The organism is Staphylococcus roterodami (genome assembly GCA_022493055.1).
In the GTDB taxonomy this organism is placed as follows: domain Bacteria; phylum Bacillota; class Bacilli; order Staphylococcales; family Staphylococcaceae; genus Staphylococcus; species Staphylococcus singaporensis.
On sequence record CP092781.1, the window covers coordinates 1,251,110 to 1,275,267 of the forward strand.

At 32.4% G+C, this 24,158-nt stretch carries 21 protein-coding genes; 20 read left to right on the forward strand and 1 reads right to left on the reverse strand.

Going from position 1 to position 24,158, the window contains the following annotated elements:
* The first annotated feature begins 2 nt into the window (after nucleotides 1-2).
* The 15 genes from ML436_06135 to hfq all read left to right on the forward strand — a co-directional run bounded on the left by ML436_06135 (nucleotide 3) and on the right by hfq (nucleotide 18,065).
* Nucleotides 3-1,763: a 2-oxoacid:acceptor oxidoreductase subunit alpha gene (locus ML436_06135; GenBank protein UMT79307.1), complete on the forward strand. Its 1,761-nt coding sequence runs from the start codon at nucleotides 3-5 to the stop codon at nucleotides 1,761-1,763.
* Nucleotides 1,764-2,630: a 2-oxoacid:ferredoxin oxidoreductase subunit beta gene (locus ML436_06140; protein UMT79308.1), complete on the forward strand. Its 867-nt coding sequence runs from the start codon at nucleotides 1,764-1,766 to the stop codon at nucleotides 2,628-2,630.
* Nucleotides 2,631-2,723: 93 nt separating this feature from the next.
* Entirely contained in the window at nucleotides 2,724-3,014 is a 291-nt protein-coding gene (locus ML436_06145) for an MTH1187 family thiamine-binding protein (protein UMT79309.1), read from the forward strand.
* A 123-nt stretch (nucleotides 3,015-3,137) separates the two neighbouring features.
* Nucleotides 3,138-4,682: a tRNA (N6-isopentenyl adenosine(37)-C2)-methylthiotransferase MiaB gene (gene miaB, locus ML436_06150; protein ID UMT79310.1), complete on the forward strand. Its 1,545-nt coding sequence runs from the start codon at nucleotides 3,138-3,140 to the stop codon at nucleotides 4,680-4,682.
* The gene (locus tag ML436_06155; protein UMT79311.1) at nucleotides 4,683-5,048 is read left to right on the forward strand and encodes a RicAFT regulatory complex protein RicA family protein; all 366 of its coding nucleotides are present in this window, start codon (nucleotides 4,683-4,685) and stop codon (nucleotides 5,046-5,048) included.
* Between the two features lie 26 nt (nucleotides 5,049-5,074).
* On the forward strand, nucleotides 5,075-5,566 hold the full coding sequence (gene thiW / locus ML436_06160; protein ID UMT79312.1) for an energy coupling factor transporter S component ThiW: 492 nt from the start codon (nucleotides 5,075-5,077) through the stop codon (nucleotides 5,564-5,566).
* 281 nt (nucleotides 5,567-5,847) lie between these two features.
* Nucleotides 5,848-8,448 (forward strand): DNA mismatch repair protein MutS, encoded by a 2,601-nt coding sequence (gene mutS, locus ML436_06165; GenBank protein UMT79313.1) that lies wholly within the window; start codon nucleotides 5,848-5,850, stop codon nucleotides 8,446-8,448.
* 12 nt (nucleotides 8,449-8,460) lie between these two features.
* A complete protein-coding gene (gene mutL, locus ML436_06170; GenBank protein UMT79314.1) occupies nucleotides 8,461-10,467 on the forward strand; it encodes a DNA mismatch repair endonuclease MutL in 2,007 nt (668 codons plus the stop codon).
* Between the two features lie 5 nt (nucleotides 10,468-10,472).
* Nucleotides 10,473-11,015, forward strand: a complete 543-nt coding sequence (locus tag ML436_06175) for a glycerol-3-phosphate responsive antiterminator (protein UMT79315.1) — start codon at nucleotides 10,473-10,475, stop codon at nucleotides 11,013-11,015.
* Between the two features lie 509 nt (nucleotides 11,016-11,524).
* Entirely contained in the window at nucleotides 11,525-12,343 is an 819-nt protein-coding gene (locus ML436_06180; GenBank protein UMT79316.1) for an aquaporin family protein, read from the forward strand.
* 130 nt (nucleotides 12,344-12,473) lie between these two features.
* Complete coding sequence (gene glpK, locus ML436_06185; protein UMT79317.1) at nucleotides 12,474-13,970, forward strand: glycerol kinase GlpK; 1,497 nt, start codon at nucleotides 12,474-12,476, stop codon at nucleotides 13,968-13,970.
* A 156-nt stretch (nucleotides 13,971-14,126) separates the two neighbouring features.
* A complete protein-coding gene (locus tag ML436_06190; protein UMT79318.1) occupies nucleotides 14,127-15,800 on the forward strand; it encodes a glycerol-3-phosphate dehydrogenase/oxidase in 1,674 nt (557 codons plus the stop codon).
* A 149-nt stretch (nucleotides 15,801-15,949) separates the two neighbouring features.
* Complete coding sequence (locus ML436_06195; protein UMT79319.1) at nucleotides 15,950-16,864, forward strand: alpha/beta hydrolase; 915 nt, start codon at nucleotides 15,950-15,952, stop codon at nucleotides 16,862-16,864.
* A gap of 17 nt (nucleotides 16,865-16,881) precedes the next feature.
* A complete protein-coding gene (gene miaA, locus ML436_06200; protein ID UMT79320.1) occupies nucleotides 16,882-17,817 on the forward strand; it encodes a tRNA (adenosine(37)-N6)-dimethylallyltransferase MiaA in 936 nt (311 codons plus the stop codon).
* A gap of 14 nt (nucleotides 17,818-17,831) precedes the next feature.
* Nucleotides 17,832-18,065: an RNA chaperone Hfq gene (gene hfq / locus ML436_06205; GenBank protein UMT79321.1), complete on the forward strand. Its 234-nt coding sequence runs from the start codon at nucleotides 17,832-17,834 to the stop codon at nucleotides 18,063-18,065.
* 220 nt (nucleotides 18,066-18,285) lie between these two features.
* Here the strand turns inward: hfq and ML436_06210 are convergent, their stop codons facing one another.
* On the reverse strand, nucleotides 18,286-18,762 hold the full coding sequence (locus ML436_06210; GenBank protein UMT79322.1) for a glutathione peroxidase: 477 nt from the start codon (nucleotides 18,760-18,762) through the stop codon (nucleotides 18,286-18,288).
* 111 nt (nucleotides 18,763-18,873) lie between these two features.
* On the opposite strand from ML436_06210, the gene hflX reads away from it, so the two are divergent.
* The 5 genes from hflX (at nucleotide 18,874) to ML436_06235 (ending at nucleotide 24,058) form a co-directional block, all read left to right on the forward strand.
* Nucleotides 18,874-20,115, forward strand: coding sequence for a GTPase HflX (gene hflX / locus ML436_06215; GenBank protein UMT79323.1), 1,242 nt, complete (start codon nucleotides 18,874-18,876; stop codon nucleotides 20,113-20,115).
* A 15-nt stretch (nucleotides 20,116-20,130) separates the two neighbouring features.
* The gene (locus ML436_06220; protein ID UMT79324.1) at nucleotides 20,131-21,369 is read left to right on the forward strand and encodes an aminotransferase class I/II-fold pyridoxal phosphate-dependent enzyme; all 1,239 of its coding nucleotides are present in this window, start codon (nucleotides 20,131-20,133) and stop codon (nucleotides 21,367-21,369) included.
* Nucleotides 21,370-21,627: 258 nt separating this feature from the next.
* Nucleotides 21,628-21,996 carry a MerR family transcriptional regulator gene (locus ML436_06225; protein UMT79325.1) on the forward strand — a complete coding sequence of 123 codons (369 nt, stop codon included), beginning with the start codon at nucleotides 21,628-21,630 and terminating at the stop codon, nucleotides 21,994-21,996.
* Between the two features lie 18 nt (nucleotides 21,997-22,014).
* Nucleotides 22,015-23,355, forward strand: coding sequence for a type I glutamate--ammonia ligase (gene glnA, locus ML436_06230; protein UMT79326.1), 1,341 nt, complete (start codon nucleotides 22,015-22,017; stop codon nucleotides 23,353-23,355).
* A 505-nt stretch (nucleotides 23,356-23,860) separates the two neighbouring features.
* On the forward strand, nucleotides 23,861-24,058 hold the full coding sequence (locus ML436_06235) for a hypothetical protein (GenBank protein UMT79327.1): 198 nt from the start codon (nucleotides 23,861-23,863) through the stop codon (nucleotides 24,056-24,058).
* Nucleotides 24,059-24,158 lie beyond the last annotated feature (100 nt).

Here is a 24,158-nt window from a genome sequence, read left to right on the forward strand (position 1 = left end):
CTATGAAACCACAATTATCGTGGAAAGTTGGCGGACAACAAGGTGAAGGTATTGAATCGACAGGTGAAATCTTCGCCACGGCTATGAATAGAAAAGGGTATTATTTATATGGATATAGACATTTTTCAAGTCGTATCAAAGGTGGACATACAAATAATAAAATTAGGGTTTCAACGACGCCTGTTCATGCAATCAGTGATACTTTAGATATATTGATTGCTTTTGATCAAGAAACAATTGATGTTAACCATCATGAAATGAGAGAAGATAGCATTATTTTAGCTGATGCCAAGGCTAAACCGGTTAAACCTGAAGGCTGTCTTGCTCAACTTATTGAGTTACCTTTTACTACTACTGCTAAAGAATTAGGTACGGCATTAATGAAAAATATGGTTGCAATTGGAGCAACTAGTGCATTGATGAATTTAAATACAGATACTTTTGAGTCTCTTATTACAAACATGTTTTCTAAAAAAGGTGATAAAGTAGTTGAAGTAAATATACAAGCACTGAACGAAGGTTATCAGTTAATGCAATCGTACATACCAGAGATTACAGGTGATTTTGAATTGGATTCAACTGATGAAGAACCTCATTTATATATGATTGGAAATGATGCTATCGGGTTAGGTGCGATAGCTGCTGGTTCTCAATTTATGGCTGCTTATCCTATCACACCAGCTTCTGAAATAATGGAATATATGATTGCTAATTTACCTAAAGTGAATGGAGCTGTTATTCAAACTGAAGATGAAATAGCTGCTGCAACAATGGCTATTGGAGCGAATTATGGTGGTGTTAGAGCATTTACAGCTAGTGCTGGCCCAGGTTTATCATTGATGATGGAGGCAATAGGATTGTCTGGAATGACTGAAACACCTTTAGTTATTATTAATACCCAACGTGGAGGGCCATCTACTGGTTTGCCAACTAAACAAGAGCAATCAGATTTAATGCAAATGATTTATGGAACTCATGGGGATATTCCTAAAATTGTAGTCGCACCAACTGATGCTGAAGATGCATTCTACTTAACAATTGAGGCGTTTAATTTAGCAGAAGAATATCAATGTCCTGTAATTGTTTTAAGTGATTTACAATTATCTTTAGGTAAACAAACAGTTGAAAAATTAGATTATAATCGTATTGAAATTAAACGCGGGTCATTGATTCAAACTAATGTTGAGCGCGATGAAGATGATAAAGGTTATTTCAAGCGTTATGCATTAACTACAAATGGTGTTTCACCACGACCAATCCCTGGAGTAAAAGGGGGAATTCATCATATTACTGGTGTCGAACACAACGAAGAAGGGAAACCAAGTGAATCAGCATTAAATAGAAAACAACAAATGGATAAACGTATGAAAAAAACAGAACATTTATTAATTGAATCACCAGTTGAGGCAGACATACAACATGATGATGCTGACATTCTATATATTGGTTTCATATCAACAAAAGGTGCAATCCATGAAGGTAGTAAACGTTTAAATCAACAAGGTATAAAAGTTAATACGTTGCAAATAAGACAGTTACATCCATTCCCAACTAAGGTAGTCCAAGAAGCTGCTGATAAAGCTAAAAAAGTTGTTGTTGTGGAACATAATTATCAAGGTCAATTAGCAAGTATTATTAAAATGAATGTCAATATTCATAATAAGTTGGAAAATTATACAAAATATGATGGTACACCTTTCCTACCACATGAAATTGAAGAAAAAGGAAAAGAAATTGCTACGGAAATTAAGGAGATGGTATAAATGGCAACATTTAAAGATTTTAGAAATAATGTTAAGCCGAACTGGTGTCCGGGATGTGGTGATTTCTCAGTACAAGCTGCTATTCAAAAAGCAGCAGCAAATATTGGTCTAGAGCCAGAAGAAGTAGCTATTATCACCGGTATTGGTTGTTCTGGACGTTTATCGGGATATATTAATTCGTATGGGGTACATTCTATTCACGGACGTGCACTACCTTTAGCGCAAGGTGTGAAAATGGCAAACAAAGATTTAACTGTAATTGCTTCTGGTGGGGATGGAGATGGCTACGCGATAGGAATGGGCCATACGATACATGCTTTAAGAAGAAATATGAATATGACTTATATTGTTATGGATAACCAAATTTATGGTTTAACAAAAGGTCAAACATCTCCTTCATCAGCAATAGGTTTTGTTACAAAGACAACGCCTAAAGGGAATATTGAAAAAAATGTTGCACCGCTAGAATTAGCATTATCTTCAGGAGCGACATTTGTAGCACAAGGATTTTCAAGTGACATTAAAGGATTGACAAAACTTATTGAAGATGCGATTAACCATGATGGTTTTTCATTTGTAAATGTCTTTTCACCATGTGTAACTTATAATAAAATTAACACATACGATTGGTTTAAAGAGCATTTAATAAGTGTTGATGACATTGAAAATTACGATTCTGAGGATAAACAATTGGCAATTAAAACAGTTATAGAACACGAATCATTAGTTACTGGAATTGTTTATCAAGATAAGGAAACACCATCATATGAATCACAAATTAAAGAGTTAGATGATATGCCATTAGCAAAAAGGGATATCCAAATAACTGAAGATACTTTCAATAAATTAACAGAACAATTTATATAATAATTAAAACTGAGTCGTATAAATGAATTTATTATAGATCCATTTATGCTATTCAGTTTTTTTACTATCAAAAATTTTAAAGGGGTTTTATAAATGCAAGATACATTAATGAGTATTCAAATTATTCCTAAGACACCAAACAATGACAATGTTATACCATATGTCGATGAAGCGATTAAAATTATTGATGAGTCAGGATTGCATTATAGGGTCGGACCATTAGAAACAACAGTGCAAGGAAACATGAATGAATGTTTGATTTTAATACAATCTCTAAATGAACGAATGGTAGAACTTGAATGTCCAAGTATTATTAGTCAAGTAAAGTTTTATCACGTACCTGAAGGAATTTCTATCGAAACTTTAACTGAAAAATATGATTGATTAATATGACTAGTTTTGATTTGATTTTGCGGATTGACGAATAATTTTGTCTGCTTTTGCACTTTATAGCTAAATTTAATATAATTATTTAATGATACGGGCAAATAGAAAGGATTTTGAAAAGTGAACGAAGAGCAAAGAAAAGCAAGTTCTTTAGATGTTTTAGCTGAAAGAGACAAGAAAGCTGAAAAAGATTATAGCAAATATTTTGAACATGTTTACCAACCGCCGAGTTTAAAAGAAGCAAAAAAACGTGGTAAACAAGAAGTTCGTTATAATAGAGATTTTCAAATTGATGAGAAATATCGTGGGATGGGGAACGATCGTACATTTTTAATTAAAACGTATGGTTGTCAAATGAATGCGCATGACACAGAAGTCATTGCAGGTATACTTGAAGCCCTTGGTTATCAAGCTACAAGTGATATAAATACAGCAGATGTTATTTTAATTAATACATGTGCAATTAGAGAGAATGCAGAAAATAAAGTATTTAGTGAAATTGGTAATTTAAAACATTTGAAAAAAGAACGTCCAGACATATTGATTGGCGTTTGTGGATGTATGTCACAAGAAGAATCGGTTGTGAATAAGATTTTAAAATCTTATCAGAATGTCGATATGATTTTTGGTACACATAACATACATCATTTACCAGAAATTTTAGAAGAAGCATATTTATCAAAAGCAATGGTTGTAGAAGTATGGTCAAAAGAGGGAGACGTTATTGAAAATCTTCCGAAAGTACGACAAGGTAATATTAAAGCATGGGTAAATATTATGTATGGTTGCGACAAGTTTTGTACATATTGCATTGTACCATTTACAAGAGGTAAAGAGCGTAGTCGTAGACCTGAAGATATTATTGATGAGGTTCGTGAACTTGCTCGTGAAGGATACAAAGAGATTACGTTGTTAGGTCAAAATGTTAATTCATATGGTAAAGATTTACAAGATATGCAATATGATTTAGGAGACCTTTTAGAGGCAATTTCTAAAATAGCTATTCCTAGAGTTCGTTTTACCACGAGTCATCCTTGGGATTTTACTGATCATATGATAGATGTAATAGCTGAAGGCGGAAATATTGTGCCTCATATACATTTGCCAGTTCAATCTGGTAATAATGCAGTGTTAAAAATTATGGGCAGAAAGTATACACGTGAGAGTTATTTGGACTTAGTGAAACGAATTAAAGAAAGAATTCCAAATGTAGCTTTAACAACTGATATCATTGTAGGATATCCAAATGAATCGGAAGAACAATTCGAGGAAACATTAACGTTATACGATGAAGTTAAGTTTGAACATGCATATACGTATTTATATTCTCAGCGTGATGGTACACCAGCAGCAAAAATGAAAGATAATGTACCTTTAGATGTTAAAGAGGAACGATTACAACGATTGAATAAAAAAGTTGGTCACTACTCACAAATGGCTATGAGTAATTACGAAGGTCAAACAGTTACAGTATTGTGTGAAGGTAGTAGTAAAAAAGATGAACAAGTTCTTGCAGGTTATACTGATAAAAATAAACTTGTGAATTTTAAAGCACCTAAAGAAATGATTGGTAAATTAGTTGAAGTGCACATAGATGAAGCTAAACAATATTCATTAAATGGTAGCTTTATTAAAGAAGTGAGTGCAGAAATGGTGATTCAATAAATGTATACTAAAAATGATGTATTACAACAAGCGGATAGTATTGCAAATAAAATTAATAATTTGGAAACTATCAAAACGTATCAGCAAATAGAAGCACAAATTCATCGTAATCAAAAGATACAGAAAAAAATGGATGCATTAAAAAAGCAACAAAAGCAAGCTGTAAACTTTCAAAATTATGGAAAGCAAAATGCGTTAGCTCAATCAGAACATACTATCCATAATATTGAAACTGAAATAAATACACTACCTATAGTTGAGCAATTTCAAACTTCCCAATTTGAAGCGAATCAATTACTTCAATTGTTTATATCTACATTGGAAATGCGTTTAAATGATCATAATAAAGCCAAACATAGTGATTAATAACAAACAAAAAGGAGAACAATCATATGAAATCAAGAAAACTGGCTATAACTGCACTTTTAATTGCAATAAATGTTGTATTAAGCAGTATTATCATCATTCCATTAGGTCCGGTTAAAGCAGCACCAGTACAACATTTTGTTAATGTATTAAGTGCTGTAATAGTTGGTCCTTGGTATGGATTAGCACAAGCCCTTATATCATCAATTCTAAGAGTTCTTTTTGGCACAGGAACAGCGTTTGCATTTCCAGGAAGTATGATTGGTGTTTTATTGGCAAGTATGTTTTATATTTATCGCAAGCACATATTTATGGCAGCGGTCGGCGAAGTGCTTGGAACTGGCGTTATTGGCAGTTTAGTGTGTATACCTTTAGCATACATAATCGGACTTCAAGACTTCTTTATTAAACCTTTAATGATTACATTTATAGTCTCAAGTGCTATTGGTTCAATAGTAAGTTATTTCTTATTAATAACTTTAAAAAAACGTGGAATACTCCAAAAGTTTTTAAAATAATTTTATACTTAATGGTTTCGATTCGAATCATAGTACATATTGATTTTGAACGCCCTTACCTTTATCATACTTAAAACATGTTAGTGCTTTGAATGAATTTTCATACATGTTTTACTTCAAATTAAAGGTTTGAGGCGTTTTCTTGTTATATGGTATGAATAGGTTTGTAAAAGTAAGTATGTTAAAATATACAAGTTAAATAATTAATATTTAGAAAGCATATAAATGAAAAAATTATATAGACAAATTTTAAAAAGAGACAAGGGTTGTGAAAAAATAATATGTCTAATGTTACACCAATGATGCAACAATATTTAAAAATAAAATCAGAATACCAAGATTGTTTATTATTTTTCAGACTTGGAGATTTCTATGAAATGTTTTATGAAGATGCAAAAGAAGCATCACGAGTACTTGAAATTACATTAACTAAAAGAGATGCAAAAAAAGAAAATCCTATTCCAATGTGTGGAGTACCATATCATTCGGCAGACAGTTATATCGATACACTTGTTAATAATGGATATAAAGTGGCAATTTGTGAGCAAATGGAAGATCCTAAGCAAACAAAGGGTATGGTTAGACGTGAGGTTGTAAGAATTGTGACACCAGGCACTGTTATGGAGCAAGGTGGCGTTGATGATAAACAGAATAACTATATTTTGAGTTTTGTCATAAAACAGCCTGAAATTGCGCTTAGTTACTGCGATGTTTCTACTGGGGAACTAAAGGTGACGTACTTTAATGATGAGGCAACTTTATTAAATGAAATTACGACTATAAACCCCAATGAAGTTGTCGTTAATGAAAATTTGTCAGAGCATTTAAAGAGACAAATTAATATGGTGACAGAGACAATTACAATTAGAGATACTTTGTCAACAGAGACATATAGTGTGAATCAATCTGAGCATCAATTGATGTATCAAGCAACACAATTATTGTTAGATTATATTCACCATACACAAAAACGTGATTTATCACACATAGAAGATGTTGTTCAATATGCAGCAATTGATTATATGAAGATGGATTTTTATGCGAAAAGAAATCTTGAACTAACAGAAAGTATCAGATTAAAATCGAAAAAAGGTACGTTACTGTGGTTGATGGATGAAACAAAAACGCCAATGGGCGCGCGCCGTTTAAAACAATGGATTGATAGACCATTGATAAATAAACAACAAATAGAATCAAGGTTAGATATCGTTGATGAGTTTAGTAAACATTTTATTGAAAGAGATACTCTAAGAAATTATCTTAATCAAGTTTATGATATTGAGCGACTTGTAGGGCGTGTAAGTTATGGTAATGTTAATGCGAGAGATTTAATTCAACTTAAACATTCAATATCAGAAATTCCGAATATTAAAGCTTTATTAAATTCTATGAATCAAGATACGTTAGAACAAGTAAATCAACTAGAACCACTAGATGACTTGCTTGAAGTTTTAGAACAAAGTTTAGTAGAAGAACCCCCGATTTCTGTTAAAGATGGTGGATTGTTTAAAGTTGGATTTAATAAGCAATTAGATGAATATCTTGAAGCGTCAAAAAATGGTAAAACTTGGCTAGCAGAGCTACAAGCAAAAGAAAGACAACGTACGGGTATCAAATCATTAAAAATAAGTTTTAATAAAGTGTTTGGTTATTTTATAGAAATAACACGTGCGAATTTACAAAATTTTGAACCAAGTGATTTTGGTTATATGAGGAAACAGACTTTATCTAACGCAGAACGTTTTATTACAGATGAGCTCAAAGAAAAAGAGGACATTATTTTAGGTGCAGAAGATAAAGCGATTGAACTAGAATACCAATTGTTTGTTCAATTACGTGAAGAAGTTAAAAAATATACAGAACGTTTGCAACAACAAGCTAAAATTATTTCAGAGCTGGATTGTTTACAAAGTTTTGCAGAAATAGCACAAAAATATAATTATACAAGACCAACATTCAGTGATAATAAGACTTTGAATTTAATTGAATCAAGGCATCCAGTTGTAGAAAGAGTAATGGATTATAATGATTATGTTCCTAACGATTGTTGCTTAGATAACGAGACATTTATTTATCTTATTACAGGTCCAAACATGTCCGGTAAATCAACGTATATGAGACAAGTTGCAATTATTAGTATCATGGCACAAATGGGCGCCTATGTTCCGTGTAAAGAAGCGGTTTTACCACTATTTGATCAAATTTTCACGAGGATTGGTGCAGCAGATGATTTAGTTTCAGGTAAGAGTACATTTATGGTGGAAATGTTAGAAGCTCAAAAAGCGTTAACATATGCAACTGAAGATAGTTTGATTATTTTTGATGAAATTGGGCGTGGTACATCAACTTATGACGGTTTAGCATTAGCACAAGCTATGATTGAATATGTAGCTCAAACATCTCATGCAAAAACATTATTCTCTACGCATTATCATGAATTAACTACATTGGATCAAGCATTACCAAGTCTGAAAAATGTTCATGTTGCTGCAAATGAGTATAAAGGTGAACTTATATTCTTGCATAAGGTTAAAGATGGAGCTGTTGATGATAGTTACGGAATTCAAGTTGCCAAATTAGCTGATTTACCTGAAAAAGTTATAAGTAGAGCCCAAGTTATTTTGAATGACTTTGAAGAAACTGCTGGAAAAAAACAAATAAATCCCGAATTAACTAAAAATGCAGATGACATAATACAAGTTGAATCAAAAACAAATACTAAAGATATATCACAAAAAGACTTTGAACAAGCTTCATTTGATTTGTTCGAAAACGAGCAACAAAGTGAAATTGAATTACAAATTAAAAATTTGAATTTATCAAACATGACGCCAATTGAAGCTTTGCTGAAATTAAGTGAATTACAAAATCAATTAAAATAGAGGTGTTGCAAAATGGGGAAAATTAAAGAACTCCAAACCTCATTAGCAAATAAAATCGCAGCAGGAGAAGTAGTTGAGAGACCTAGTTCAGTTGTTAAAGAGCTTTTAGAAAATGCAATCGATGCTGGTGCCACAGAAATAAGTATTGAAGTGGAAGAATCGGGTGTTCAATCTATACGTGTTGTCGATAACGGAAGTGGCATTGAAGCTGAAGACTTAGGCCTAGTCTTTCATCGACATGCGACAAGTAAATTAGACCAAGATGAAGATTTATTCCATATTAGAACTTTAGGATTTCGTGGAGAAGCGTTAGCTAGTATTTCATCAGTTGCAAAAGTAACATTAAAAACTTGTACTGATAATGCTAATGGAAATGAAATTTATGTTGAAAATGGTGAAATTTTAAATCATAAGCCTGCCAAAGCCAAAAAAGGCACAGATATACTCGTTGAGTCATTATTTTATAATACGCCAGCACGTTTAAAATATATCAAAAGTTTATATACAGAATTAGGTAAAATTACTGATATTGTTAATAGAATGGCAATGAGTCATCCTGATATCCGTATATCTCTTGTTTCTGATGGAAAAATAATGTTAAGTACAAACGGATCAGGGCGTACTAATGAAGTGATGGCAGAAATTTACGGTATGAAAGTAGCTCGTGATTTAGTACATATTTCTGGTGATACAAGTGATTATCATATTGAAGGTTTTGTCGCTAAACCTGAACATTCAAGAAGTAATAAGCACTATATTTCAATTTTTATTAATGGGCGATATATAAAAAATTTCATGTTAAATAAAGCAATTTTAGAAGGTTACCATACACTATTAACAATTGGTAGGTTCCCGATTTGTTATATTAATATTGAAATGGATCCAATTTTAGTAGATGTCAATGTACACCCTACTAAATTAGAAGTGCGTCTTTCAAAAGAAGAACAACTTTACCAATTAATTGTTAATAAAATACAAGAAGCTTTTAAGGATCGTATTTTAATTCCTAAAAATAATCTAGATAATGCATCGAAAAAGAATAAAGTATTGCAATCATTTGAGCAACAGAAGATTGAATTCGAACAAAGACAAAAAGTAAATGAAACTCAAGTGAAGTCTGATATGTTTGGAAAAAATAATAGTGAGCAAGTTAAACAAGACACGCAATATCATGTTTCAGATTCAAGCGATGATTACAATCCATTCGTAACTAAAACATCTGAAAGCTTAATAGAAGAAGATGAAGTAGCCTCTTATAATAATACACGTGAAAAAGACGAAGACTACTTCAAAAAGCAACAAGAAATTTTACAGCAAATGGATCAAACTATCGAGCGACAAGAAGAAAGTTCTCATCAAAATATTGATAACCGTTCATCGGATGAATATTATGATTCAAGCGATATAAAAGGAACGAAAAGCAAAGATCCCAAACGTCGTATACCTTATATGGAAATTGTTGGTCAAGTACATGGAACTTATATCATTGCTCAAAATGAATTTGGTATGTATATGATTGATCAACATGCGGCACAAGAAAGAATTAAATATGAGTATTTTCGAGATAAAATTGGTGAAGTTACAAATGAAGTTCAGGACTTATTGATTCCATTGACGTTCCATTTTTCCAAAGATGAGCAGTTAATTATTGATCAATATAAAAATGAACTTCAACGTGTAGGTATTGTATTAGAACATTTTGGAGGTCATGATTATATTGTAAGCAGTTATCCAGTTTGGTTTCCTAAAGATGAAGTTGAAGAAATTATTAAAGATATGATTGAGTTAATTTTAGAAGAGAAAAAAGTTGATATTAAAAAATTGCGCGAGGAAGTAGCAATTATGATGTCTTGTAAAAAATCAATTAAAGCAAATCATTATTTGCAAAAAAATGAAATGTCAGATTTGATTGATCAATTAAGAGAAGCGGAAGATCCATTTACATGTCCGCATGGTCGCCCAATTATTATTAATTTTTCAAAATATGAATTAGAAAAATTATTTAAGCGTGTAATGTAGAGAGGATGAATCTAGTGAATAACAGCATACTACCTGCTATCAGAAATATTAAAGATTTAGAGAAATTAATTAAAACAAATCATAAAATGTGTGTGCTGCTTGATATGCATATTGGACACATTAAAAGCATAATGGAATTGCTTAAACAAAACGAAATTGAGTGTTTTATTCACATTGATTTAATTAAAGGTTTAAGCCATGATGAATACGCAAGCGAATTTATTATTCAGCAATATAAGCCCAAAGGTATTGTTTCAACTAAATCGAAAGTGATCAAAAAGGCTAAGTCATTAAACACGTTAACTATTTTCAGAGTGTTTATAATCGATAGCCAAGCATTAAAACGAAGTATTGATTTAATTAAAAAAGTTGAACCTGATTTCGTAGAAGTACTACCTGGTGTTGCTAGTAAGGCAATACATCATATTCAAAAGGAAACAAATACTCAAGTTATTGCAGGTGGTTTAATTGATACAATTGATGAAGTTGAAGAAGCTGTAAAAAATGGTGCGAAATATGTAACGACTAGTTATGAAAAGCTTTGGTAAGACAAATTCAATTGAGTTAGGTTGTTGACTATCTTATTTTTCAAATTTGAATGGTCAAATTATGATAGTGATTGTTGCAATTGAAATTAAATAAAAGTGGCTCCGTCTAATTGGACTGTTAAATTCAATAGCGGAGATTTATACTCGCAAACATTGAGAAATTTTAAAATACATCTCTAATTCGTTTTATATCCAAAGCGTCTTAGAGATGTTTATTTTTATATAGGAAATAAGGTGTATTGATTTACAAAAAATGTTGATGCAAAAATTAAAATGCACAAAATTCCTTTAAGGCATGTCATTTTTACACTTTTATAATTAAACTACTTTTATAAAGACTTAAAAAATTAAATTTGACAAAATTTTTACGAAAATTATTGACAACGCTTTCATAACGATAGTATCATAACAAATATAATACAAGTTAATACATAGAATAGAGACGGGAGATTTCTACGAGCCAAACTGCTAGTGTAGGAGTCTCTTTGTCTTTTGGGAGGACATTTAATATGAATGTATATTTAGCAGAATTCCTTGGAACTGCAATCTTAATTCTTTTTGGTGGTGGCGTTTGTGCCAATGTCAATTTAAAGCGAAGTGCAGCGAATGGTGCTGATTGGATTGTCATCACCGCTGGATGGGGATTAGCGGTTACAATGGGTGTGTTTGCAGTAGGACAATTTTCTGGTGCACATTTAAACCCAGCTGTATCATTAGCCTTAGCATTAGATGGAAGTTTCGATTGGGCATTAGTACCTGGTTATATTGTTGCTCAAATGTTAGGTGCAATTGTCGGTGCAACTATTGTATGGTTGATGTACTTGCCTCATTGGAAAGCAACTGAAGAAGCAGGCGCAAAATTAGGTGTATTCTCAACAGCACCAGCTATTAAGAACTATTTTGCAAACTTTTTGAGTGAGATTATTGGTACAATGGCGTTAACTTTAGGTATTTTATTTATCGGTGTAAACAAAATTGCTGATGGCTTAAATCCTTTAATCGTTGGTGCATTAATTGTAGCGATTGGTCTAAGCTTAGGTGGCGCAACAGGTTATGCGATTAACCCAGCTCGTGATTTAGGACCAAGAATTGCACATGCCATTTTACCTATTGCAGGTAAAGGTGGATCAAACTGGTCTTACGCAATCGTTCCAATTTTAGGACCAATTGCGGGTGGTTTACTAGGTGCAGTTGTTTATGCTGTATTTTACAAACACACATTTAATATTGGTTGTGCAATTGCAATCGTCGTTGTCATTATTACTTTGATTTTAGGTTACATCTTAAATAAATCATCTAAAAAAGGTGATATTGAATCAATTTACTAAAATAAAAAGAAATGTAAATAGCATAATTTAACATGTTTGATTCATGAATTATGCTATTTTTTCGCCAAAATTTAACAGATTTTGTACAATGGGTTAGCGATTATTTTAAATGATAAAGGAGACACTACTAATGGAAAAATACATTTTATCAATAGACCAAGGAACAACAAGTTCAAGAGCAATTTTATTTAATCAAAAAGGTGAAATTTCAGGGGTAGCACAGCGTGAATTTAAACAGTATTTTCCTCAATCAGGGTGGGTTGAACACGATGCAAATGAAATTTGGACATCTGTTTTAGCAGTAATGACTGAAGTTATTAATGAAAATGATGTTAGAGCTGATCAAATTGCTGGTATTGGTATTACAAACCAACGTGAAACTACGGTTGTTTGGGATAAACATACGGGACGCCCAATTTATCATGCAATTGTATGGCAATCTCGTCAAACGCAATCAATTTGTTCAGAGTTGAAACAACAAGGTTATGAACAAACTTTTAGAGATAAAACAGGATTGTTGTTAGATCCATATTTTGCGGGAACTAAAGTTAAATGGATTTTAGATAATGTAGAAGGTGCTCGTGAAAAAGCAGAAAATGGAGATTTATTGTTTGGAACAATTGATACTTGGTTGGTTTGGAAATTATCAGGTAAAGCTGCACATATTACAGATTATTCAAATGCGAGTCGTACGTTAATGTTTAACATTCATGATTTAAAATGGGACGACGAATTATTAGAATTATTAACAGTTCCTAAAAATATGTTGCCAGAAGTTAAACCTTCTAGTGAAATTTATGGTAAGACAATTGATTACCACTTCTATGGTCAAGAAGTACCAATTGCAGGGGTAGCTGGAGACCAACAAGCAGCATTGTTTGGACAAGCATGCTTTGAACGTGGTGACGTGAAAAACACATATGGCACTGGTGGCTTCATGTTAATGAATACTGGTGAAAAAGCAGTTAAGTCTGATAGTGGATTATTAACAACAATTGCATATGGTATTGATGGTAAAGTAAACTATGCGCTTGAAGGATCGATTTTTGTATCCGGTTCAGCAATTCAATGGTTACGTGATGGTTTAAGAATGATTAATTCTGCGCCTCAATCAGAAAGTTATGCGACAAGAGTTGACTCTACTGAAGGTGTATATGTTGTACCTGCCTTTGTAGGTTTAGGTACGCCATATTGGGACTCAGAAGCAAGAGGTGCTATTTTTGGCTTAACGCGTGGTACTGAAAAAGAGCATTTCATTAGAGCTACTTTAGAATCTTTATGTTACCAAACACGTGACGTTATGGAAGCAATGTCTAAAGACTCAGGAATTGATGTTCAAAGTTTACGAGTTGATGGTGGTGCAGTTAAAAATAACTTTATAATGCAATTCCAAGCTGATATTGTTAATACGTCAGTTGAAAGACCTGAAATTCAAGAAACAACTGCTTTAGGTGCTGCTTATCTTGCGGGATTAGCTGTTGGATTCTGGGACAGTAAAGATGATATTGCTAAAAATTGGAAGTTAGAAGAAAAATTCGATCCAAAAATGGATGAAGACGAAAGAGATAAATTATACAGAGGTTGGAAAAAAGCTGTTGAAGCAACACAAGTTTTTAAAACTGAGTAATTTTATAGATTAGACTTTTGGTTAAACATTGTGATACAATAAATTTAAGTTAATATTTGAATCGAGAAGCGAGAGATTTGTTCGTACATGTACAATTTAAAGATTGTTTGTGTTGGACAAGTCTCTCGTTTTATATATTTTAGGAGGCGTTTTGGAATGGCATTGTCTACTTTTAAGAGAGAGCATATTAAAAAGAATTTAAGAAATGAAGAATATGATTTAGTAATTATCGGTGGCGGTATTACAGGGGCAGGTATTGCATTGGACGCAAGTGAACGTGGTATGAAAGTTGCATTAGTTGAAATGCAAGACTTTGCACAAGGTACTAGTTCTAGATCTACGAAATTAGTTCATGGTGGTTTACGCTATTTAAAACAACTTCAAATTGGTGTAGTAGCTGAAACAGGTAAAGAACGTGCCATTGTTTATGAAAATGGTCCACATGTTACAACGCCTGAGTGGATGCTTTTACCAATGCATAAAGGTGGTACATTTGGTAAGTTTTCAACTTCAATTGGTTTAGGTATGTATGATCGTTTAGCTGGAGTTAAAAAATCTGAACGTAAAAAAATGTTGTCTAAAAAAGAGACTTTAGCTAAAGAACCATTAGTTAAAAAAGATGGACTAAAAGGTGGCGGTTATTATGTTGAATACCGTACGGATGACGCGCGTTTAACAATTGAAGTTATGAAACGTGCAGCTGAAAAAGGTGCTGAAATTATAAACTATACTAAATCTGAACATTTTACTTATGATCAAAACCAACAAGTAAATGGTGTTAAAGTTATAGATAAGTTGACTAATGAAAATTACACAATTAAAGCTAAAAAAGTTGTTAATGCGGCGGGACCTTGGGTTGATGATGTTAGAAGTGGCGATTATGCTCGAAATAATAAAAAATTACGTTTAACTAAAGGCGTACATGTTGTTATTGATCAATCAAAATTCCCATTAGGTCAAGCAGTGTACTTTGATACTGAAAAAGATGGACGTATGATTTTCGCAATTCCACGTGAGGGTAAAGCATATGTAGGAACTACAGATACATTTTATGACAATATCAAGTCTTCACCATTGACAACTCAAGAAGATAGAGATTACTTAATTGATGCGATAAATTATATGTTCCCAAGTGTAAATGTTAAAGATGAAGATATTGAGTCTACATGGGCTGGAATTCGACCATTAATTTATGAAGAAGGTAAAGACCCTTCTGAAATCTCTCGCAAAGACGAAATTTGGGAAGGTAAATCTGGTTTATTAACAATTGCAGGTGGTAAATTAACGGGCTATCGTCACATGGCTCAAGACATCGTTGATTTAGTATCTAAACGCTTGAAAAAAGACTACGGTTTATCATTCAGTCCATGTAATACGAAAGGCCTTGCAATTTCAGGTGGAGATGTTGGAGGCAGTAAGAACTTTGAGGCATTTGTAGATCAAAAAGTTGATGTTGCTAAAGGTTTTGGTATCGATGAAGATGTTGCTCGTCGATTAGCAAGTAAATATGGTTCAAACGTTGATGAATTATTTAATATTGCACAAACTTCACAATATCATGATAGCAAATTACCTTTAGAAATTTATGTAGAGCTTGTTTATAGTATTCAACAAGAAATGGTTTACAAACCGAATGACTTCTTAGTTCGTCGTTCTGGTAAAATGTATTTCAATATTAAAGATGTATTAGATTATAAAGATGCTGTCATCGATATTATGGCAGATATGCTTGATTACTCTCCAGCTCAAATTGAAGCATATACAGAAGAAGTTGAACAAGCAATTAAAGAAGCTCAACATGGAAATAATCAACCTGCTGTAAAAGAATAATTTGATTTCAACATTATAAACTGGTGTCCTTTTTATTGGGCATCAGTTTTTTTGTATCGATTCAAAAGGACAATTGAAAGTATTTAATTCTATATGTATGATAATAATAAAAAGTGATTTTAAATAATTGTTATAAAAGGTGTGATACGATGGCTGAAAAACAATTTAAACTAACAGTTCAAGATAATACAAATATCGAAGTAAAAGTAAATTTCACAGATGCAGAATCTAAAGGGATTGTGCATATTTTTCATGGTATGGCTGAGCATATGGAACGTTATGATAAACTAGCATCTGCAATTTCAGCGCATGGATTTGATGTCATTCGCCATAACCATCGTGGTCATGGCATCAATATCGATGAATCAACGAGAGGTCATTATGATGATATGAAACAGGTTATCAGTGATGCCTTTGAAGTGGCACAAACTGTGAGAGGAAATGTTGATAAGCCATATATTATAATTGGACACTCAATGGGATCTATAATTGCAAGATTTTTTGTAGAAACATATCCTAAATATGTCGATGGTCTTGTTTTAAGTGGGACAGGGATGTATACAATGTGGAAAGGTTTACCAACTGTTAAAACATTAAAAATAATTACCAAAATTTATGGAGCTGACAAACGTGTTGAATGGGTTAATAAATTAGTGTCGAATACTTTTAACAAAAAAATCAGACCCTTGAGAACGAAAAGTGATTGGATTTCAAGCAACCCAATAGAAGTAGATAAGTTTGTTAAAGATCCCTACAGTGGATTTAATGTGTCGAATCAATTATTATACGAAACTGCATATTATATGTTACGTACGTCGCAATTAAAGTATATGAAAGTATTAAATAAGTCAATGCCAATATTATTTGTCTCAGGTTATGATGATCCTTTAGGAGATTATGGAAAAGGTATCTTAAAATTGGCGAATATTTATAGAAAAGCAGGACTAAAAAATGTTAAAGTTAATCTTTATCACAATAAACGACATGAAGTTTTATTTGAAAAAGATTATGAAAATATTTGGGAAGATTTATTTAACTGGTTGAATCAATTTAACAATAACTAAAGAAAGTGGAATTAAACATGAATAGAGAGAAGCCCTTTATTGTGGTTATAGTAGGTCCAACTGCTTCTGGAAAAACTGAACTTAGCATTGAACTTGCTAAGAGAATCGATGGAGAAATAATAAGTGGAGATTCAATGCAAGTATATAAGCATATGGATATTGGAACAGCAAAGGTAACGCCTGAAGAAATGGACGGTGTACCACATCATTTAATTGATATTTTAAATCCTGATGAATCATTTTCCGCATTCGCATTTAAAAATTTAGCTGAAACGATAATCTATGATATTACGAGCAGAGGCAAAATACCCATTATTGCTGGAGGCACGGGATTATATATTCAGTCATTAATTTATAATTATGAATTAGAAGACGAAACAATAACGCCCGAAGAAGAAATGATTGTAAAGAAAAAAATGAAAGAAATTGAACAATTAGACAATCAACAATTGCATGATTATTTAGCGCAATTTGATGCAATGTCTGCTGAAAATATTCATAAAAATAACCGACAAAGAGTGTTGCGTGCTATTGAATATTATTTTAAAACAAAAAAACTTTTAAGTAATCGCAAGAAAGTGCAACAATTTACTGAAAATTATGATACATTATTAATAGGGATTGAAATGTCGCGTAAAACATTATATTCAAGAATAAATAAACGTGTTGATATTATGTTGGATCACGGATTATTTAAAGAAGTGCAACAACTTGTTGAACAAGGCTATGAATCTTGCCAAAGTATGCAAGCTATTGGATATAAAGAATTAATACCTGTGATTAACGGACAAATGATTTATGAAGATGCTGTCAATGAATTAAAGCAACATTCACGCCAATATGCAAAACGACAAATGACATGGTTCAAGAATAAAATGAGTGTTCATTGGTTAGATAAAGAAAATATGTCACTTCAAATGATGTTAGATGAGATTACAACCCAGATTAAGTAAAAGGAGTCCGACAGATGATTGCAAACGAAAACATCCAAGACAAAGCACTAGAGAATTTTAAAGCAAACCAAACTGAAGTAACTGTATTCTTTCTAAACGGTTTCCAAATGAAAGGTGTAATTGAAGAATTCGACAAGTATGTCGTAAGCTTAAATTCTCAAGGCAAACAACACTTGATTTACAAACATGCGATCAGCACTTATACAGTAGAATCTGAAGCTCAAGCGTCTACTGAAAGTGAAGAATAAGTTGTAATCATATGTGCATGAAATGTTAGTTAATGCACATAAAGCTTGAAGTATGACAAATAGATATAGAATTGAAGTCATATGAGTCATCAATGAGTTGATGTTCAAATGACATGATACAATAAAGGAATGTTTGTAATAAAAACGCTTCATTTAAAAAACGAGTCTATATGGGACACGATTTTAAATGAAGCGTTTTATTTTTGAAAAGCTTAATAAATTATAATAACTTTTCGATTTCTTTTTCAATTTGAATAGGTTTTTTCTGAGGTGCAAATCGTTTAACGACGTTACCTTCACGGTCAACTAAAAACTTAGTGAAGTTCCATTTAATTTTTTCATTAAAGAAACCGTGCTGTGCAGCAGTTAAGTATCTGAATAAAGGAAATTGATGTTCACCTTTTACGTCAATCTTTTGATGCATAGGGAAAGTGACACCATAGTTTAATTTACAGTTTTGAGCAGCTTCTTCACCTGAACCAGGTTCTTGATTACCAAACTGATTGCAAGGGAAACCTAAAACGACAAATCCTTTTTCTTTATATTTTTCATATAGTGCTTGTAAACCTTCAAATTGTGAAGTGAAAGCACACTCGCTTGCTGTATTGACAATCAGCATAACGTCGCCTCTATACTCTTCTAATTTGTAAGTAACACCTTTATTTGTTTCTACTACAAAATCATAAATTGTCTCCATTGAATCATCCTTTCGATTTACTTAAAATGTACCATAAAATCGCACAATAGTCTTTAGTAAAACTCTGTGATAGAATACTTTGAGTAGGAATTTATTAAGGAGATGTATAACATGGCTCAGCAACAAATTCATGATACTAAAAATAAACTAGAAAAAGCTGTTTTAGTCGGTGTACATGCTCAAGATGATAAGCAATTTAATTTTGAGTCAACGATGGAAGAATTATCATCATTATCAGAAACTTGCCAACTTGAAGTATTAGGACAAATTACTCAAAATCGTGATCGTGTAGATCGTAAATACTATGTTGGTAAAGGTAAACTTGAAGAAATTCAAGCATTTATTGAATTTAAAGATATAGATGTAGTTATTGCAAATGACGAATTAACAACTGCCCAGTCTAAATCATTAAATGAAGCATTAGATGTAAAAATAATTGATAGAACTCAGTTGATTCTTGAAATATTTGCATTAAGAGCACGAAGCAAAGAAGGTAAGTTGCAAGTAGAACTCGCACAACTTGATTATTTATTACCTAGATTGCAAGGACATGGTAAAAGTCTTTCTCGTTTAGGTGGGGGCATTGGTACTAGAGGTCCTGGTGAAACGAAATTAGAGATGGACCGAAGACATATTAGGACTCGTATGAATGAAATAAAACATCAATTACAAACAGTTGAGGAACATCGTGAAAGATATCGAAATAAAAGAAATCAAAATCAAGTGTTTCAAGTAGCTTTAGTAGGCTATACAAATGCTGGTAAATCCTCGTGGTTTAACGTTTTAGCAAATGAAGAGACATATGAAAAAGACCAATTATTTGCAACTCTGGATCCAAAAACACGACAAATACAAATCAATGATGGATTTAATTTAATTATTTCAGATACTGTCGGTTTTATTCAAAAACTTCCTACAACGCTAATTGCAGCTTTTAAATCAACTTTAGAAGAAGCGAAAGGTGCAGATTTATTAGTACACGTAGTTGATAGTAGTCATCCCGAATACCGTACGCAGTATGATACAGTTAATGATTTGATTAAGCAATTAGATATGAAACACATACCTCAAATTGTGATATTTAATAAAAAGGATTTATGTAAACAATCATCAAATAGACCTGCTAGTGATTTACCTAATGTATTTGTTTCTTCTAAAAATGATTCTGATAAACAACTAGTTAAGGAATTATTAATCGATGAGATAAAAAGACAATTAACATATTATGATGAAACTGTTAATGCAAATAATGCTGATAGACTATATTTTTTAAAGCAACATACTTTAGTGACTGAGCTTAAATATGATGAGATTAAAGATGTTTATCGTATACAAGGTTTTAAAAAACAATAAAAGGACGAATTTTAAATGAAAGATATAAGTAAGCTAGTTGTCGACGTCGAATCAACGTTAGCACCGTATTTTAAAGAAATTGAAGAAACAGCATATATTAACCAAGAAAAAGTATTAGATGCCTTTCATCATGTCAAAGCTAGTGAAAGTGATTTGCAAGGGTCAACAGGATACGGATATGATGACTTTGGACGTGATCATTTAGAAGAAATATATGCACATACATTTAAAGCTGAAGATGCCATAGTACGTCCGCAAATTATTTCAGGTACACATGCGATTACTATTGCATTACAAAGTTTATTAAAACATGGTGATGAACTGATTTATATTACAGGTAGTCCGTATGACACATTGCTTGAAGTCATTGGTGTAAACGGGAATGGTATTGAGAGTTTAATGGAGCACGGTGTATCGTATAAAGATATTGCACTTAAAGAAGGTAAGATCGATATTGAAAGTGTGTTAGATGGTATAACGGAACGCACTAAAGTCATTGCGATTCAACGATCGAAAGGGTATGACCAAAGACCTTCCATTCCTCTTGATGAAATTGAAGATGCAATTAAGAAGGTAAAAGAAGTATATCCAAATATTTTAATATTTGTAGATAACTGTTATGGAGAATTTGTTGAAAGACGTGAACCTATTGAATGTGGCGCAGATATAATGGCGGGGTCATTGATAAAGAATCCTGGTGGGGGATTAGCTAAAATAGGTGGCTACATAGCTGGTAGAAAAGATTTAATTGAACGATGTGGTTATAGATTAACAGCGCCAGGTATTGGTAAAGAAGCGGGTGCATCTCTAAATGCATTACTTGAAATGTATCAAGGGTTCTTTTTAGCGCCACATGTTGTCAGTCAAAGTCTTAAAGGTGCATTGTTTACTAGTTTATTATTAGAAAAAATGAATATGAACACGACACCGAAATATTACGAAAAACGAACTGATTTAATTCAAACAGTTAAATTTGATACAAAGGAACAAATGATTTCATTTTGTCAGAGTATTCAACATGCATCACCGATCAATGCGCATTTTAGTCCAGAACCTAGTTATATGCCAGGTTATGAAGATGATGTTATTATGGCGGCTGGTACATTTATTCAAGGCTCGTCAATTGAATTGTCTGCTGATGGTCCAATTCGACCTCCTTATGAAGCGTATGTCCAAGGTGGATTAACATATGAACATGTTAAAATTGCTGTGACAAGAGCTGTTAAACAATTAAAAGAAAAAGAGTTAATATAGACGAAATCTATATAGATCAAATTTCGCCTCAAATGACTAATGAGTTTTTGGGGTGGGATTTTTTTGTGGAGATTTATCAGATTATTTTTAAAAATTGAAAAAATATTTTTGGTGTAGGTTGTTTTATAGCGTTTTAGAGGCCGAAAACACAGTGATATCAACGTTTTGATTTTAATGTTAGAAAACCTGACATATTTTTGAAATACTAAAAAATTTATGATAAGTTATTAACAAGTTCAAAAGTAGAGGAGAGGAACAATGATATCGAATGATGCAATCAGACGAAATATGGCTGTCTTCTCTATGAGTGTAGTAAGTAAGTTAACGGATTTAACGCCAAGGCAAATTCGTTACTATGAAACACATGAACTCATCAAACCTGAAAGAACAGAAGGTCAAAAACGTCTGTTCTCACTCAATGATTTGGAAAGATTACTAGAAATTAAATCACTTTTAGAAAAAGGATTTAATATCAAAGGGATTAAACAAATCATTTATGACTCACAAGAGCATTTAACAACTGATGAACAAGAGATAAGAAAAAAGATGATTGTAGATGCCACGCAAAAGCCTATTGGAGAAACTTTGCCAATAAATCGTGGTGATTTATCCCGATTTATTAAATAAAATTTGGAGGATTTTAAAATGCCAAAACGTACTTTCACTAAAGACGACATTCGTAAATTTGCAGAAGAGGAAAATGTAAGATATTTAAGATTACAATTCACTGATATTTTAGGAACAATTAAAAACGTTGAAGTACCTGTAAGCCAATTAGAAAAAGTACTTGATAACGAAATGATGTTTGACGGTTCTTCTATCGAAGGTTTCGTACGTATCGAAGAATCTGACATGTACTTACATCCAGATTTAGATACTTGGGTAATCTTCCCATGGACTGCTGGTCAAGGTAAAGTAGCACGTTTAATTTGTGATGTATATAAAACAGATGGTACGCCATTTGAAGGGGATCCACGTGCAAACTTAAAACGTGTATTAAAAGAAATGGAAGATTTAGGCTTCACAGACTTTAACTTAGGGCCTGAACCAGAATTCTTCTTGTTCAAGTTGGATGAAAAAGGGGAACCAACTTTAGAACTTAACGATGATGGTGGATATTTCGACTTAGCTCCAACTGATTTAGGTGAAAACTGCCGTCGTGATATTGTTCTAGAATTAGAGGATATGGGCTTCGATATTGAAGCAAGTCACCATGAAGTTGCACCGGGTCAACATGAAATCGACTTTAAATATGCGGATGCAGTTACAGCATGTGATAACATCCAAACATTTAAATTGGTTGTTAAAACAATTGCACGTAAGCATAATTTACATGCAACATTCATGCCTAAACCATTATTTGGTGTGAACGGTAGCGGTATGCACTTTAATGTTTCATTATTCAAAGGTAAAGAAAATGCATTCTTTGATCCGAATACTGAAATGGGCTTAACAGAAACAGCTTACCAATTCACAGCTGGTGTACTTAAAAATGCACGTGGATTTACAGCGGTATGTAACCCATTAGTAAACTCATACAAACGTTTAGTTCCTGGTTATGAAGCACCATGTTATATTGCATGGAGCGGTAAAAACCGTTCGCCGTTAATCCGTGTACCATCTTCAAGAGGATTATCAACTCGTATTGAAGTACGTTCAGTTGACCCAGCTGCGAACCCATATATGGCGTTAGCTGCAATTTTAGAAGCTGGTTTAGACGGTATTAAAAATAAATTAAAAGTTCCAGAACCTGTTAACCAAAATATTTACGAAATGAATCGTGAAGAACGTGAAGCAGTAGGCATTCAAGACTTACCTTCAACACTTTACACAGCATTAAAAGCAATGCGTGAAAATGAAGTTATTAAAAAAGCATTAGGAAATCATATCTATAATCAATTTATTAATTCTAAATCAATAGAATGGGATTACTACAGAACTCAAGTATCTGAATGGGAAAGAGATCAGTACATGAAGCAATATTAATACGCTAAACAATTGATGGGAAATCAGTAATATCAAGGGCTAGAGCAATTTTGCTTTAGCTCTTTTTTGGTTTAACTGGGCAACTTTTTAAGGTGTAAAATATTCCTTTTGTTATGATTGGGCAACTTTTGGTCAAGTTTTGGTCAAGTAAGTATTTTATGTATTTATTTTTTTAAAGCTGGGGAAGACCATTTTATATTTTAGTTCACATGAATTTTAATATATTTGGAGGTGATGAGATGAGGCGATAAAAGAACGTCGCGAAAACGTTGAGTATTACTTGAAAATAGCCACATTCATATTACTTCTCATCGAATTCATTTGCAGAACGTTCTAAGATAAGACCCCGAAAAGAGGGACCTTACTACTCATTATTAAGGGGGGAATACTATATGAATAGAGAAACAAAACAAAATATATCTTTTTGTTTATCGATCGCTATTTTCATTTTAGTTATACTACTATTGATATTCTAAAAAATTAAAAATTTCGCCTCATCTAATTTATGAATTGCTATGATGAAATATTCAATACAATCAAAGAATTGATAGAAAACAAAGAGATATCGAGTTATCAAATTAATAAAAATACTGGGATAAGTTACGGTAATATTAATGCTATGCGCCGTGGAGAAAGAAGAATAGAAAATTTAAGCTTAAAGAATGCAAAAATCTTATATGAATATGCGAAAAAGGTATTATAATATAAGCATTGATTTCAATAGGCATACAATAACTGCCCAAACTAGTGACTGAGAGGGTGCTTTTATAGTATTAAAAGTTTTCTAAAAGTGAAAGAAATCA

Excerpts from the sequence above, each read along its gene's own strand:
- glnA (UMT79326.1), top strand. The coding sequence starts at position 22,015 with ATGCCAAAACGTACTTTCACTAAAGACGACATTCGTAAATTTGCAGAA.
- ML436_06175 (UMT79315.1), top strand. The coding sequence starts at position 10,473 with ATGAATCTAGTGAATAACAGCATACTACCTGCTATCAGAAATATTAAA.
- ML436_06195 (UMT79319.1), top strand. The coding sequence starts at position 15,950 with ATGGCTGAAAAACAATTTAAACTAACAGTTCAAGATAATACAAATATC.
- ML436_06155 (UMT79311.1), top strand. The coding sequence starts at position 4,683 with ATGTATACTAAAAATGATGTATTACAACAAGCGGATAGTATTGCAAAT.
- ML436_06225 (UMT79325.1), top strand. The coding sequence starts at position 21,628 with ATGATATCGAATGATGCAATCAGACGAAATATGGCTGTCTTCTCTATG.
- thiW (UMT79312.1), top strand. The coding sequence starts at position 5,075 with ATGAAATCAAGAAAACTGGCTATAACTGCACTTTTAATTGCAATAAAT.
- ML436_06220 (UMT79324.1), top strand. The coding sequence starts at position 20,131 with ATGAAAGATATAAGTAAGCTAGTTGTCGACGTCGAATCAACGTTAGCA.
- ML436_06135 (UMT79307.1), top strand. The coding sequence starts at position 3 with ATGAAACCACAATTATCGTGGAAAGTTGGCGGACAACAAGGTGAAGGT.
- mutL (UMT79314.1), top strand. The coding sequence starts at position 8,461 with ATGGGGAAAATTAAAGAACTCCAAACCTCATTAGCAAATAAAATCGCA.
- ML436_06140 (UMT79308.1), top strand. The coding sequence starts at position 1,764 with ATGGCAACATTTAAAGATTTTAGAAATAATGTTAAGCCGAACTGGTGT.
- ML436_06235 (UMT79327.1), top strand. The coding sequence starts at position 23,861 with ATGAATTGCTATGATGAAATATTCAATACAATCAAAGAATTGATAGAA.
- miaA (UMT79320.1), top strand. The coding sequence starts at position 16,882 with ATGAATAGAGAGAAGCCCTTTATTGTGGTTATAGTAGGTCCAACTGCT.
- hflX (UMT79323.1), top strand. The coding sequence starts at position 18,874 with ATGGCTCAGCAACAAATTCATGATACTAAAAATAAACTAGAAAAAGCT.
- ML436_06190 (UMT79318.1), top strand. The coding sequence starts at position 14,127 with ATGGCATTGTCTACTTTTAAGAGAGAGCATATTAAAAAGAATTTAAGA.
- ML436_06210 (UMT79322.1), bottom strand. The coding sequence starts at position 18,762 with ATGGAGACAATTTATGATTTTGTAGTAGAAACAAATAAAGGTGTTACT.
- hfq (UMT79321.1), top strand. The coding sequence starts at position 17,832 with ATGATTGCAAACGAAAACATCCAAGACAAAGCACTAGAGAATTTTAAA.
- mutS (UMT79313.1), top strand. The coding sequence starts at position 5,848 with ATGTCTAATGTTACACCAATGATGCAACAATATTTAAAAATAAAATCA.
- ML436_06180 (UMT79316.1), top strand. The coding sequence starts at position 11,525 with ATGAATGTATATTTAGCAGAATTCCTTGGAACTGCAATCTTAATTCTT.
- ML436_06145 (UMT79309.1), top strand. The coding sequence starts at position 2,724 with ATGCAAGATACATTAATGAGTATTCAAATTATTCCTAAGACACCAAAC.
- glpK (UMT79317.1), top strand. The coding sequence starts at position 12,474 with ATGGAAAAATACATTTTATCAATAGACCAAGGAACAACAAGTTCAAGA.